Here is a 12,603-nt window from a genome sequence, read left to right on the forward strand (position 1 = left end):
GAGATTCACCCCCAATCAGGTCTACATGATACCCTATGCAGGAGCCCGGCATTCGGAACCTGGCCCGTCCCGTCGTTAAGCATTTTGCCTGGCCTGCATCCCGACGGCCGGCTGGTGGAGTTCCTTCATCATGGAGTGGAAATTCTCCAGTGTCAGGGACTGCGGACCATCGGAGAGAGCCGATTCCGGATCCGGGTGGACCTCCACCATCAAACCGTCCGCCCCGGCCGCCAATGCCGCCCGGGACATGGGGGCCACATAGCGCCATTTTCCCGTTCCGTGGCTGGGATCGACCAGAATGGGCAGGTGACTCAAGTGTTTGATCACCGGTACAGCAGAGAGATCCAGCGTATTCCGGGTATGGGTTTCAAAGGTGCGGATCCCCCGCTCACACAAAATGACGTTGGGGTTTCCTTCGTTCAGGATGTATTCAGCCGACATCAACCACTCCTCAATCGTCGCTGACAAACCTCGTTTCAGAAGAACCGGTTTGTCCGCCCGGCCCACTTTTTTAAGGAGGTGGAAGTTCTGCATGTTGCGCGCACCCAACTGGAGGACGTCCACATACTCCTTTACCATGTCGAGGTTTTCCGGATCCATCACTTCGGAAATGACCGGCAGACCCGTTTCTTCGCCGGCTTCCGCCAACAACTTTAACCCTTCTTCCCCCAGTCCCTGGAAGGAGTAGGGCGACGACCGGGGTTTGAAAGCTCCGCCGCGGAGCAAGCCGGCTCCCGCTTTTTTTACCGAACGGGCCGTCTCCAGGATCTGCTCCCGGCTTTCCACGGAACAGGGCCCCGCGATCACCACGGGATCCTCCCCGCCGATCACCACTTCCCCCACGCGGATCCGGCTGGGCTCGGGATGGAAAGAACGCCCTGCCAGCTTGAACGGCTCACTCACATGGACCACTTTTTCCACTCCGGAGAACCGTTCCACCGGCAGACGGCTCAGGGTCTGCTTACTCCCGATCAATCCGAGGATGGTTTTATCCACCCCCTTGGAATAGTGGACCTTCACCCCCTTTTTCTCCAGCATCGTTACGATACGGTCCACTTGTTCACGGCTTGCGTCTTGTTCCAATACGAGGATCATTTCCACAACAACCTCCCTCGAAAAAATAAAAACCCCGTCCCTTAAGGGACGAGGTTGACTCGCGGTACCACCCTTATTGGACCCGGACCGGGTCCCGCTTAAGCGACACACGTGATGGATCCCATGTGCCTGATCCGGATAACGGCGGACCTCCGGAACGGTGTGACCGGACGGCCGGCTCCACCGTCAACTCCAAGGTGTACTTCGAAACTCGGGCCGATACCGGTTCACAGCGGCCACCGGCTCTCTGCCATCGGATCCCCGGTCTCTACTTTGCCTCTTCAACGTGTTTGGGTGATGAAGTTTGAATTGCTGATAATCTAACACGTCGGCCATACCGTTGTCAACAAATTTTTTCGCGTTTTCTTGACCGCCAAATGATGAGACATCCCGTTGCCATCCGTTGTAAAATGGAAGCGGGGTTTTCACCCCACAATCCAATCGGGAGGTTTGGCCTTGACACTTCCCACGATCTCCTTTGACCTTGATCACACCCTGATGATCAATCCCTTCCGGAAATGGATCTTTCCGGAACTGGAAGAGTGGTTCCGCCCGCGGCTTCCCGCCGGCTCCCCCTCTGTCCTCCAACGGATGGCCGAGGAACACCGGTCCCGGCTGAAACGAAAGGACTTTGTCCGAGCCTATGACTGGGACGATATCTGGAACCGGCTGACGGCGGAGGTGGGCGAGCCTTCTCCCTTTACCGTGGAGGAGCTTGTCCGCCGTCATGCGACAATCGGCAAAGTCTGGCGATTCTCAGATGCCATGCCAGCATTGGAAGAACTTCAGTCCAGGGGGATACCGCTGGTCGTGGCCACCAACGGCTTGGAAAAGTACCAGCGTCCGGTCACCGACTGCCTGGGACTGACCCCTCTGTTCACCGATTTCCACACCCCGTGCAAGCAGGGATGCGCCAAGCCGGAAGCGGATTTTTTTCGGTCCTGTCCCCGGCCCCTGCTGCACGTGGGGGACCGGTTGGATCAAGACATTCTGGGCGCCAACCGGTCCGGCGCAGTTTCTGTTTGGATCCACCGCGATCTGCCCGCCGAATGGCGGACCCTGTCGCCGGAAGAACGGAAAAAACATCCCAAATGGCGTCACCTCCTTCAGGAAAAGTTGAAGAAGGAAGGGTGCGAAGGTCCCCTCACCCCCGAACTGGAACCGGATTTCCCGATTATGTCGCTGGAAGAGTTACCGGCGGTCTGGGAACGAATCCGGAATCGGTCCCGTGCCTGACATATCAAACCGGAGCCGTCCCCCACACAGGGAAGCGGCTCCGGAATGTTTTAGGGAACGACGGTTTCCGACGTTTGATTTTCCGTTTCCGATACGGCTTCTTGATCACCAGCCGGGATCCCCGCCGGTTGAATCGCTTTCCCGAACAATCGGGCCAGCACGTTATAGCCGTTCTGGTTGGGATGGACCTCGTCGGCGAAAAAGTCCTTGCGGTGCAAAAAGGAATCAAAAGGATTGACCATCTGGGCTCCGTATTTCCGGCACGAGTGGTCATAGTTTTCATTCATGCTTTTTAAAGCGCGGGAAGCGAACAAAAATCCCATTTCATAGGCGGGAGGAGGGAGATAAAATCCCATCAACTGAACCGGAACCTCCGGGTTCAGCTCCCGAACCAACCGGAGGATGCGGCCCACCCGGTCCCGTACCAAGCGCATGGTTTTGGCCAACCCCGATAGGGAAGCACCCGCCTCATACCAACTGATGAAATCGCATCCTCCCGTGGTGATGGTCATATGGGAGACCCGGGGAATCAGTTTCCGGATGGCGGGGGTTTGGATCAGCTCATACAGTTCTCCCGATGTCAGACCCGAAATGCCCATATTGATCAGCCTGCACCACTCGGTTTTTTTCATATGGCAGAAATGTTGAGCCACGAAATGAGAGTCGGGTCCATCGGCACCCACCCCTTCCGTCAGGGAGTCACCCAGGGCCAGATAGGTAACCGGCTTCATCTCAGTTCATCCCCTTTCTTTCCAAAATGACCGTGTGGGAGATCCAGGGTGGATTTCCCGTTGACAGGAATCAGGTTTCATCCGGGCCCCGGTGACCACCATCGTCCCGTTTTGATCGCCCCTTTGTCATTTCCCCAATGATATGGCCGCAGGTGATTGCTGCGCTGCCGCACAGCCCCCTCCCTCCCGCAAATGCGCATTCTCCCATGGGATATCCCTTCCCGGAAAGCAGACGGCCGACAAAATCATATCTTCAACAGTAGGGTTCGAAGGAAAGCCCACATTTATTCCTTCCCCGGCAACACCCGAAAAAAGGAAACCCGCCCGAAGGCGGGAAGCAAGACATAGGTGAGCGGATCCTCTTTCACAAAAACAGAAGCCCCAATCCAATCACCACTCCCGAATAAAAAAGAGCCAGGAGGCAAAACCCCATGATGTCGCGGGCGCCCAGTTTGGCAATGGCCAACAGCGGCAAGGCCCAAAAAGGTTGAACCAGATTGGTCCAGGCGTCTCCCCACGCCACTGCCATTGCCGTTTTGGCGGGGTTGACCCCCAGGGCTTGGCCCGCCGGGAGCATGATCGGTCCCTGAATTGCCCATTGACCGCCTCCCGAAGGGACGAATATGTTCAGAACCCCGGCACTCAGAAATGCAAACAAGGGGAAGGTGGTCTCCGATGAGAGGCTGACAAACCCTTGGGATATGACTTTTCCCAGACCGGAGAGAGACATCATCCCCATGATTCCCGCGTAAAAGGGAAATTGGATGACGATTCCGCCTGTTTCCCGAACCGCTCCGAACAAAGCCCCGAGGTACCTTTTCGGGGTTTGATGCAAGATCAATCCGAGAATCAAAAAGATGAAAATGACGATATTCAGATCCAACTGTCCCCCGTTTTCCGAAAGGAACATCCCGATATAAATCAAACCCATCGCACCAATGATCCAGGAAATCCAACGGCTTTGCTCCAGTTTTTCCGCAGGAGTGGATACCTCTTCCCGTGCCGCTGAAGGAAACGATGGGGAATCCTCCAGCAAACCGGGATCCACCATCACCCGCTCTTCTTTACGCGGTTGGAGAAACCGGATAAACAAGGGCAACGTTAAGATCAGAAATAACGCCGGCCCCAGGCTGAAAGCGGCAAAAATGGTTTCCGACGTGGGAACCGTGATACCAAAGGAGTCATCCGTGGCGATCTTCAGAGGAACGGAACCGGAAATTCCGGCATGCCATACGATAAACCCGGTATAAGCACCCGCCACCAACACCCGGTAGTCCACATCCGTCACTTTTTTGGCCACTTCTTTGGCGATTAAAGCCCCCACCACCAATCCGAAGCCCCAACTCAACCAACTCGCCACCGCGGATACGAACGTTGTCAGCATCACCGCTTGTCCCGGTGAACGGACCATACCCGCAATCCGGATCAACAGACGGCGAACCGGCGGCGCCTGTGCCAGGACATACCCCGTTACCAGAACCAGCACCATCTGCATGGAAAACTCCAGCAAGCCCCAGAAACCTTCCCCCCAATGCCGGACCATCTCCAGCGGCCCGGCGGGAGTGAACCACCATCCGGCTGCAAAAACAACAAAGGTCAGCAGAATCGCGAAAAGAAAAGGATCCGGCAGGTAACGCTGAACCAAGCGAACCGACCATCGGGTGATTGGTTGAAACAAAGCGGACCCTCCTCAATATTTTGAAATCATTCACTATTCATTGTACAGAAGCCTCCTCCTTCTTTCCATTCTGCAAAGGCAAAAGCGGACGCAAGGTCCGCTTTCAACATTTCCTGCCCATGACTGCTGCCAGTCCGCCCAAGACAATGTGAGCCAGTCCGAAGCCGAAGATTCCGAAGCCCCATGCCTGCCGACCTCGGAGCTCACTGACCGTTTTTTCCCTGGTAAAAAGGAACAACAGTCCCGTCAAGGTGACGATCATGCCGAGAAACAACGTCACTCCCGTTCGTTTCACCTTCATCCCTCCCTTCCTTTCATAATGTGTTCGCCGGGGGGATTTTTCCCGCTGGTATTTTTACCCGCCCAACTGCGGAGAAGAAAGTCTTCACATTCACTCCGAAGCCATCCGTTCAGGTAGCGCATGGTATAAACGTACCCTTTAAACCGGGCTCTTACTTCCCTGCAATCCCGGCACTGACGGACTTCCACAATCCGGCCTCCCAAACGGAAGAGCTCCATCCGGGTTTCCACAAGCTCCCGGCGCACTTGTTCGGTTGTCCTGGAAAGCCAACGGATCAGCGCTCTCCGGGTTTTTAAAGGAAGCTCCTCCAAGCGTGCCCGGTCCCGCCGCAGGACAAGCAGCAACACTTCCAACAGGATCAGTCGCTTCACCTGTTCCGAGAACCGCTCGTATTCCCCCTCTTCCCGCATCTTGGTTCACCTTCCCGAAGTCATTCTTTGTTCTTTTTATTATATGAGAACATACGTTCCGATAACCCTGGTACTTTCCGGAAGTACCGGTCAAAAAAACTCCCTTTCGGGAGGTTGCTCCGGTTATGCGGGGAGCGGGGTCGGATTCAGGGGTCAGACATTTTCACTGAGGCAAGATTACCGCCGGTTTCTAAAGTCTCCGTTCAGTGAGGAAACTGTTCCGGCTTTCTTCATTCCTTTTCAAACTGTGCCAGCACAAACACCCGGTGAAGCGATACCGGTTGTCATCCATCTCCCGAATCGACATAAAACCGATCCTCACTTTCCGGTTTGGAAGCATACAGAATTTTTTTCAGATCCGTGTATCCCTGTTCTTTCAAGCGATCCTTGAGCCAATCTTCGTCTTTTCCGATCCGTTGAAGGTTTTTTTTTTGGATCTGTCCGTCCACCACCAGAGCAAGAGACACTCCGGTACAGGGGACAGAGAGTTTCAAATCTCTCGGGGTGACCGGATACAAGTCATCCTTGGGGAGGACGGAAACGTCCCCGGTGGGTTCCAGGATGGCGTACTGCACGAAACGAATGTCCGGGAAGCCTTTCGATCGGATCGTTGAAAGTAATTCCGCCACTGAAATATCGCAACGAGCCAGGTTCTCCCGGATCATTTTCCCGTGTTTCACCAGGATGGTGGGTTCCCCCAATATCCACGTATTGGCCCGCCGGTAGAGCGTCAGCTTGGCGAACAGGATGTGAAGCCCCGTCACCAGGGCGATGGCGAGCAGTGTTTGATAGGTATCCTCCACCAACATCGGGTTCGTCACCAGAGCGGCGATCACCACGATCGCCATCAGATCATGGGGGGTGACCTGGGCCATCACCGATTTTCCCATCAACCGGAGGGCAATGATCGCGGAGGTAAACAGAGCGGCTACTTTCAGAATGTACCACATGAGAACCCTCACCTCTTCAGTCAAAAAAGCCTGCCTTCATGGGAAGGACAGGCCTTTTCGGGCAAACGGGAGTCACATCCGGGGAGAACTTGGCTCCGAGATGTTGCTGAGAGCCTGACCCGCTTCATTGGCAAAGGGTTGCCGAACCGCCAGGTCCCCCAAGGATACAATGCCCACCATTTGATTGTTTTCCACTACCGGAAGGCGGCGGATCTGGTTCTGTGCCATCAGGCGGGAGGCCTCATCCACACTCATTTCGGGATTACCGGTGATGACGTTGCCGGACATCACTTCTCCCACCGTCACCTGTTCGTTTTTCTGATCGGCGAGCGCACGAAGAACCAGATCCCGGTCGGTGATCATTCCGCGAACCTGACCGTTCTCCACAACCGGTACGGCTCCGACATTGTGCTGTTTCATCAGGGAAGCGGCTTTATATACGTTGTCCTGCGGAGAAACGGCAGCCACGTTCTTGGTCATGATGTTACGTAATTGGCTCATTCAAGTTCCCTCCTTTTCTCCGGTTATGTTTTCCATCCGGAAAAATATCATACACCGGATCGTTTTCAAGAAACGGGACGTGAGCTTAAACGGAAAAAAGCCGCTGCCAAAAAGGCAACGACTTTCTTCATCGACAAAAGGATTCTCAACCTGCGGCTTCCGACTCCCGTTCCGCCGTGAGGCAGGCCAGGGCGCTCCGGATCATCAGCTCCGCCGACACCTTCATCGCCCGTTCATCCAGGTCAAACAGCGGATGGTGGTGGGGATAAATCCATCCCTTTTCCTTGTTTCCGGCTCCCACCAGGGAAAAAGCACCCGGACGCTGTTGAAGATAATACGCGAAATCCTCTCCGGCCATGATCGGCGGCACTTCCCACACCTGTTCGTTTCCGAGCATTTGCCGGGCGACGCCGGCCACCCGGTGGGCTTCCTCCCGGTCGTTGACCACGGCGGGGTAACCCCGGCCATAATCATACTTGCACCGGGCTCCGAACATTTGAGCGGTCTGTTCCGCCACTTCTCCGATCCGTTGTTGCAGAAAAGCGCGGACTTTGGGGTCCAAGGTGCGGACCGTTCCCGTGAGCGTGCAAGTCTCCGCAATCACGTTGAAGCTTCCGCCCCCCTCGATGCGGCCCACGGAGATCACTCCGGACTTCAGCGGATCCACTTCCCGGCTGATGAGGGTCTGCAGGTTGACCACCAGATGGGATGCGATCGCCACCGCATCCACCGCCTCATGGGGAAGTCCTCCGTGGCCCCCTTTCCCCGTCACCCGGATCCGGAAGGAGTCTGCGGCGGCCATCAGGGCATCGTCCCGGATTCCGATCACCCCGCAGGGAAGCGGGGTCCACAGGTGAACGCCGTACACGGCGTCCACTCCATCCAGCACCCCCGCTTCAATCATCTTGGAGGCTCCGCCGGGAATCTGTTCTTCCGCATGCTGAAACAGAAAAACCACCCGGCCGGGAATCTCGTCTTTTTTTTCCGTGAGAACCCGGGCCGTGCCCAGAAGGGCGGCCATATGGGCATCGTGACCGCAGGCGTGCATCACCCCGTCCACCCGGGATCGGTATTCGCAGGTTTTTTCATCCTGGATGGGCAACGCATCCATATCCGCCCGAAGAGCCACCGTCCGGCCGGGTCGTCCTCCGTCCAGGATTCCGACCACCCCGTGTCCCCCCAGGCCGGTACGGACCTTCAGGTTCAGCTTTTTCAGCTCGGAAGCCACCCTGGCCGAAGTGCGTTCTTCCATAAAGGACAATTCCGGATATTGATGAAATTCGCGCCGAAGCTCCACCATCCATGGATAAACCGCTTCGATCCGATCCCGCAATTCCCCGTCCATATCCATTCACCTTCCTGAATCTATTGTATCAGAAACCGGAAGAGGAAACAGCCGAAAACGTGGCCAAACTGTCAATCTCCCCATATTGCGCGAAAGAAGGAGACATACTATCATGATAAGGACGGGCCACGGTCGAAAACCGGATAAGGAGGAAGGCAGTCATGGCATTTGAAGACACGGGACTGAAAGGGATCCAAAAACCCTTCGGTGAAGTGGAACGCATCATGAATGAAGCAGGCTTCGTCCGCGGGGGCGCCTGGGATTATTCCAAAGCGAATTTTGACAAGAAGCTTTCCGGGGAAGAACGGGATTATTACCTGCGGATCCGTGTTTATGCGGTACAGGGACGCCTGGAAGATCCCAAGGCGACGGTGGAACTGGAAAACCCGGTTTTTCTGCGCCACATCTTCCCCCACGGGTTGGAAGAAGAAAGCGAGATCCCCGGGGAGTTCAAGGAAGAGATCGACCGGGCGCTTCAACAAGTAAAAGAGAACTTATCCAAATGAGCCCCCTTCCGTGACGTCTCTCCCAGCACCCGAAGAGTGATCTTTCCGAAACCCGGGAGCTTCCCGGATACATCGCTCCCTTGACCGAGCCAAAATGGAAACGTTCTCACTTCCCTGTCTTGGGCGGATTTTCGTGCCATCGGATAAACGGATACAAAGAGGAGCCGGCTTCACCGGCTCCTCTTTATTTGACGCCCTTTTCCTCCTCGGGGGTTTGTTCCTTGATGTCAACCCCTTCCACCTTGACGTTGACTTCCACCACCGAAAGGCCCGTCATGTTTTCCACAGCCTCTTTCACATTTTCCTGAAGTTCCCGGGCCACCTCGTTAATTCTCACTCCATACTCAACAATGACCCGAAGATCGATCGCCGTCTCCACCTGTCCCACTTCCACGGAGACGCCCCGGGTGACGTTTTTTCCGCCGACCCTTTTGGCCCAGCCTTCGGTAATCCCGGCCGACATGCTGGCCACCCCTTTGGTTTTGGTCGCGGCCAGCCCCGCGATCACTGCCACCACATCGTCAGCGATCCGGATGGATCCTTCACCGTTTTCGTTCATGTTTCCACCTCCTTTACGGGTTTGGGGCCCGGCTGCCGTTACAGGGCTTTGACCATGCCCCCGTCCACCATCAGCGCGGATCCGGTAATATATGTATTCGCGCCGGACAACAGGAAAGCGGCCACACGGGCGAACTCCTCCGGCTCCCCATAGCGGCCGAGGGGAATGTCCGCCAGGGATGCCCTTTTGATTTCTTCGACAGGCACTCCCTCTTTTTCCGATTTGTTTCGATCCAACTCCTGTAAACGGTCGGTGGCGATCCTCCCCGGACAGAGAGTGTTTACCAGGATGCCACGGGAGCCCAGTTCTTCGGAGAGGGTTTTCATCAGTCCGGCCACCCCCGCTCTCATGGCATTGGAGAGGATCAAACCGGGAATCGGCTGTTTCACGGAAGAGGATGCAATGGCGAGGATCCTGCCCCCTGTGTCCATATGGGGAAGCGTCTCCCGGATCAGCCGGACCACGCTCAAAAGGTTGGTATCGAATGCCTTCTGCCAATCGTCATCGTTCAAAGTGTCGAAGGTTCCGCTTTTCGGTCCCCCCGCATTGCAGAGGAGCAGATCAATGCCCCCCAGGACGTCGGAGGTTCGGTCGACCAACTTCCGGATCTCCGACGCCTGTGTAACGTCACAACGCCATCCTCTCACTTCGGAACCCGTCTCGCGGGCGATATCGGATGCGGTCCGCTCCGCGGCTTCTTCGTTTCGGCTCGCCAGCACGACCCGGGCCCCCTCACGGGCCAACTCCCGGGCCACGGCCCGCCCCAATCCGCGGCTTCCCCCCGTAACAAGGGCTTTTTTCCCCCGGATACCCAGATCCATAAGTCAAACGGACTCCTTTCCTAGCTTTGGCAACGAAAGCCGATTCAAAAACGCCAGTGGCAGGCTCCAGACAATTCTGTCTTTATTATACCACGGAAGCATCACGCTCCCAACCGTTCCTACCCCACCTGGTAACCCGCAATCCGGATGATTTTCCGCACCTGGGGATGGGACTGGTTGACATGGTATCCGAAATAGGTGTTTCCGTTCACGGTCACTTCAAAAGGCTCCAGGTAGTTTCCCTGCAGCAACCGGGCAAACAGATCTCCGGCTTCCTCTTCCGTCAGGTTCAGCTTTCGCATGAGGTCTTTTCGGATCCATGAGCTGCCGTAGCTCTTCCCTGCGTTGTTCACATCCTTGTACCATTCGTAAATCTGAACCAAGGCTCCCTGAAGGAGGCGGTCCATTCGGGACAGGTTCTGAAACTGGGGGATATTCAGAAAATCGAACAGGTTGTAAAACCGGTCGCAAAAAGCGTCCAACTGGGCTTTTTTGGACAGGCTTTCGTCCTGAAGGCAGAAAAGTTCCACCCGCTTGCCCCTGGACCACAGACGGTCCATCAACGGAATCATGTCCTGATCTGCACTCACGATCACGAACGTATCCACTTCCGGGACGGTGTGGAGAATATCCATGGCATCCAGACAGAGCTGGATGTCCGCCGCGTTTTTCCTCTCTTCCTCCCCCCTCCCGTTGCCGTGCACTTGATGGAGGTGAACGTGCTTTTTCTGAATCTGGTTCATGGACAGATCATTCCCCAGCTGTTCGAAATCGGCGTATGCTTCCATCATGCGGATCCGGCTTCGGCCGTAATGCTCCCGGAGCCGTAAAAACAGATTGTGCCGGGGATCCGGATGATCCGGGCTGATATGGTACTTCTTCAAACCGTAGTACACATTTTCCAGGTCAATCCAAACGGAAATCGATTTATCGTCCTGCATCGAAAAAATCCTCCCGCTGCCGGTAAAATCCAAGCAAGGATATTCTACTCCATTTCTACACAGAGAAAGAAAATCCTTTATCTGAGCCTTTTCATCCTTATGTCAGCCGGCGTTCCGGGCAACCTAATCTCTGAACCGGAACAAGAAGCGTTGTAAAAAGTGAGCGGCAGCATTTACCCAAAGCCGCTCCGGCTGCACTCACAGAGCACAAGTCGCTGGTTCATTCAATCACAACGCTTCAAGGAGGAAACGAGAAAAATGAATCCCCGTTGGTTTTATTCGTTATTAATCATCAGCACCCTCCTGAGCGGTATCGCCCATTGGTTTTGGCCCCAAGAGGCGGCCCGCTTTGTCTTCGCTTCCCTTTCTCTCCTCTTTTGGGCGGCCCTTCTCGGGAAAGCGACGGAAAGTGTCGCCCATTACGCCGGCGAACGCCTGGGCGGCTTCCTGAATGCCACTTTCGGCAACGCCGCCGAACTGATCATCGCCATCTTCCTCGTCAAAGAAGGCCTATTGGATATGGTGAAAGCCAGCATCACGGGTTCGATTATCGGCAATCTCCTGCTGGTGCTGGGCTTAAGCTTGCTGTTCGGGGGGTTGAAGTACAAGGTGCAATCCTTCAACCCCATGTTGGCCGGTCACAACGCCTCCCTGATGTTGCTGTCGGTGATCGCTCTTTTCATCCCCGCATCCTTTTCCGCCTACCTCGGAGCCGGAGAAATGGAAACCCTCAGCCTGACCATCTCCGGCCTGCTCATCACCGGGTATATGCTGTGGCTTTTTTTCTCCATGATCACCCACAAGAGTGAGCTGGCCCATCCCGGGGACAGGGAAACCGCAGGAGAGGAGAAGGAAGAAAAACACGTCGGTTCCCCACCCGGGCAGGAACCCGACTGGTCCCGCCGGATGTCCGTCTTCCTGCTCATCCTGTCCACGTTTTTTGTCGCCGTGCAGAGTGAATGGCTGGTGGGCAGCGTCGAGGCGGTCGCTCACTCCTTCGGCTGGTCTGAGCTCTTTGTGGGGGCGTTTGTGATTGCCATTATCGGCAACGCCGCCGAACACAGCGCCGCCATCTTTCTCGCCATGAAGAACCGGATCGGGGCTGCCGTGGAAATTGCCGTCGGCAGCAGCCTTCAGATCGCTTTGTTCGTTGCCCCCACCCTGGTCTTTGTCAGTCTGCTTTTCCAAAAGCCGATGAACCTGGTATTCTCAGGTCCGGAAGTGGTCGCCATCGCGGTTTCCGCTTTCATCGCCAAATCGATTTCCCGGGACGGGTCCACCAACTGGTTTGAGGGGACGCTGCTCCTCATCGTATACATGATCCTGGGAACCGCGTTTTTCCTGATCTGAACCTCTCCGGCTGCCAAAACTGAACCCTTTCCTTTGAAAAAACCGGGCTCCGTTGGGGCCCGGTCTTCCATGAGGAAGAACTTGAATTCACCTTCGGGGAGAAGCTTTTCCTCACAGGACTTTCGCCGGAGGTTCATCCCGCCGGCGTGGGAAGAAATAAGGGCCCGGGGACGACTTTT

Annotated in this window: 14 protein-coding genes and 1 other annotated feature; of the genes, 3 read left to right on the forward strand and 11 right to left on the reverse strand. The window is 55.7% G+C overall.

What is annotated here, in order from left to right:
• Window positions 1-75: 75 nt before the first annotated feature.
• Complete coding sequence (gene aroF / locus C8P63_RS12355; protein WP_108024717.1) at window positions 76-1,095, reverse strand: 3-deoxy-7-phosphoheptulonate synthase; 1,020 nt, start codon at window positions 1,093-1,095, stop codon at window positions 76-78.
• A gap of 41 nt (window positions 1,096-1,136) precedes the next feature.
• Window positions 1,137-1,389: a binding site (T-box leader), on the reverse strand.
• A gap of 162 nt (window positions 1,390-1,551) precedes the next feature.
• On the opposite strand from aroF, the gene C8P63_RS12360 reads away from it, so the two are divergent.
• Entirely contained in the window at window positions 1,552-2,331 is a 780-nt protein-coding gene (locus tag C8P63_RS12360; protein WP_108024638.1) for an HAD family hydrolase, read from the forward strand.
• 50 nt (window positions 2,332-2,381) lie between these two features.
• Here C8P63_RS12360 and C8P63_RS12365 read toward each other — a convergent pair whose 3' ends face one another.
• From C8P63_RS12365 to C8P63_RS12400, 7 genes are all read right to left on the reverse strand, one after another.
• Complete coding sequence (locus C8P63_RS12365; RefSeq protein ID WP_108024640.1) at window positions 2,382-3,062, reverse strand: SGNH/GDSL hydrolase family protein; 681 nt, start codon at window positions 3,060-3,062, stop codon at window positions 2,382-2,384.
• 364 nt (window positions 3,063-3,426) lie between these two features.
• Window positions 3,427-4,740 (reverse strand): short-chain fatty acid transporter, encoded by a 1,314-nt coding sequence (locus C8P63_RS12370; RefSeq protein ID WP_108024642.1) that lies wholly within the window; start codon window positions 4,738-4,740, stop codon window positions 3,427-3,429.
• 103 nt (window positions 4,741-4,843) lie between these two features.
• A complete protein-coding gene (locus C8P63_RS12375) occupies window positions 4,844-5,035 on the reverse strand; it encodes a hypothetical protein (protein ID WP_146172176.1) in 192 nt (63 codons plus the stop codon).
• Between the two features lie 2 nt (window positions 5,036-5,037).
• Window positions 5,038-5,451, reverse strand: a complete 414-nt coding sequence (locus C8P63_RS12380; protein WP_108024646.1) for a YhjD family protein — start codon at window positions 5,449-5,451, stop codon at window positions 5,038-5,040.
• Window positions 5,452-5,735: 284 nt separating this feature from the next.
• Window positions 5,736-6,401, reverse strand: coding sequence for a DUF421 domain-containing protein (locus tag C8P63_RS12385; protein ID WP_108024648.1), 666 nt, complete (start codon window positions 6,399-6,401; stop codon window positions 5,736-5,738).
• Window positions 6,402-6,473: 72 nt separating this feature from the next.
• Window positions 6,474-6,902 carry a CBS domain-containing protein gene (locus tag C8P63_RS12390; RefSeq protein ID WP_108024649.1) on the reverse strand — a complete coding sequence of 143 codons (429 nt, stop codon included), beginning with the start codon at window positions 6,900-6,902 and terminating at the stop codon, window positions 6,474-6,476.
• Between the two features lie 145 nt (window positions 6,903-7,047).
• Entirely contained in the window at window positions 7,048-8,247 is a 1,200-nt protein-coding gene (locus tag C8P63_RS12400; RefSeq protein WP_108024653.1) for a M20 metallopeptidase family protein, read from the reverse strand.
• Window positions 8,248-8,408: 161 nt separating this feature from the next.
• Between C8P63_RS12400 and C8P63_RS12405 the strand changes: the two genes are divergently transcribed.
• The gene (locus C8P63_RS12405; protein WP_108024655.1) at window positions 8,409-8,753 is read left to right on the forward strand and encodes a YugN family protein; all 345 of its coding nucleotides are present in this window, start codon (window positions 8,409-8,411) and stop codon (window positions 8,751-8,753) included.
• A gap of 184 nt (window positions 8,754-8,937) precedes the next feature.
• Here C8P63_RS12405 and C8P63_RS12410 read toward each other — a convergent pair whose 3' ends face one another.
• From C8P63_RS12410 to C8P63_RS12420, 3 genes are all read right to left on the reverse strand, one after another.
• Window positions 8,938-9,312 carry an Asp23/Gls24 family envelope stress response protein gene (locus C8P63_RS12410; protein WP_108024657.1) on the reverse strand — a complete coding sequence of 125 codons (375 nt, stop codon included), beginning with the start codon at window positions 9,310-9,312 and terminating at the stop codon, window positions 8,938-8,940.
• A 38-nt stretch (window positions 9,313-9,350) separates the two neighbouring features.
• On the reverse strand, window positions 9,351-10,133 hold the full coding sequence (locus C8P63_RS12415) for an SDR family oxidoreductase (protein ID WP_108024659.1): 783 nt from the start codon (window positions 10,131-10,133) through the stop codon (window positions 9,351-9,353).
• Window positions 10,134-10,252: 119 nt separating this feature from the next.
• Window positions 10,253-11,074, reverse strand: a complete 822-nt coding sequence (locus C8P63_RS12420; protein WP_108024661.1) for an NYN domain-containing protein — start codon at window positions 11,072-11,074, stop codon at window positions 10,253-10,255.
• Window positions 11,075-11,332: 258 nt separating this feature from the next.
• Here C8P63_RS12420 and cax point away from each other — a divergent pair, with 258 nt between their 5' ends.
• Window positions 11,333-12,424, forward strand: a complete 1,092-nt coding sequence (gene cax / locus C8P63_RS12425; RefSeq protein WP_108024663.1) for a calcium/proton exchanger — start codon at window positions 11,333-11,335, stop codon at window positions 12,422-12,424.
• Window positions 12,425-12,603: the final 179 nt, after the last annotated feature.

This window comes from Melghirimyces profundicolus (genome assembly GCF_003054245.1).
In the GTDB taxonomy this organism is placed as follows: Bacteria; Bacillota; Bacilli; order Thermoactinomycetales; family DSM-45169; genus Melghirimyces; species Melghirimyces profundicolus.

Excerpts from the sequence above, each read along its gene's own strand:
- aroF (WP_108024717.1), bottom strand. The coding sequence starts at position 1,095 with ATGATCCTCGTATTGGAACAAGACGCAAGCCGTGAACAAGTGGACCGT.
- C8P63_RS12365 (WP_108024640.1), bottom strand. The coding sequence starts at position 3,062 with ATGAAGCCGGTTACCTATCTGGCCCTGGGTGACTCCCTGACGGAAGGG.
- C8P63_RS12380 (WP_108024646.1), bottom strand. The coding sequence starts at position 5,451 with ATGCGGGAAGAGGGGGAATACGAGCGGTTCTCGGAACAGGTGAAGCGA.
- C8P63_RS12385 (WP_108024648.1), bottom strand. The coding sequence starts at position 6,401 with ATGTGGTACATTCTGAAAGTAGCCGCTCTGTTTACCTCCGCGATCATT.
- C8P63_RS12390 (WP_108024649.1), bottom strand. The coding sequence starts at position 6,902 with ATGAGCCAATTACGTAACATCATGACCAAGAACGTGGCTGCCGTTTCT.
- C8P63_RS12400 (WP_108024653.1), bottom strand. The coding sequence starts at position 8,247 with ATGGACGGGGAATTGCGGGATCGGATCGAAGCGGTTTATCCATGGATG.
- C8P63_RS12405 (WP_108024655.1), top strand. The coding sequence starts at position 8,409 with ATGGCATTTGAAGACACGGGACTGAAAGGGATCCAAAAACCCTTCGGT.
- C8P63_RS12410 (WP_108024657.1), bottom strand. The coding sequence starts at position 9,312 with ATGAACGAAAACGGTGAAGGATCCATCCGGATCGCTGACGATGTGGTG.
- C8P63_RS12415 (WP_108024659.1), bottom strand. The coding sequence starts at position 10,133 with ATGGATCTGGGTATCCGGGGGAAAAAAGCCCTTGTTACGGGGGGAAGC.
- C8P63_RS12420 (WP_108024661.1), bottom strand. The coding sequence starts at position 11,074 with ATGCAGGACGATAAATCGATTTCCGTTTGGATTGACCTGGAAAATGTG.
- cax (WP_108024663.1), top strand. The coding sequence starts at position 11,333 with ATGAATCCCCGTTGGTTTTATTCGTTATTAATCATCAGCACCCTCCTG.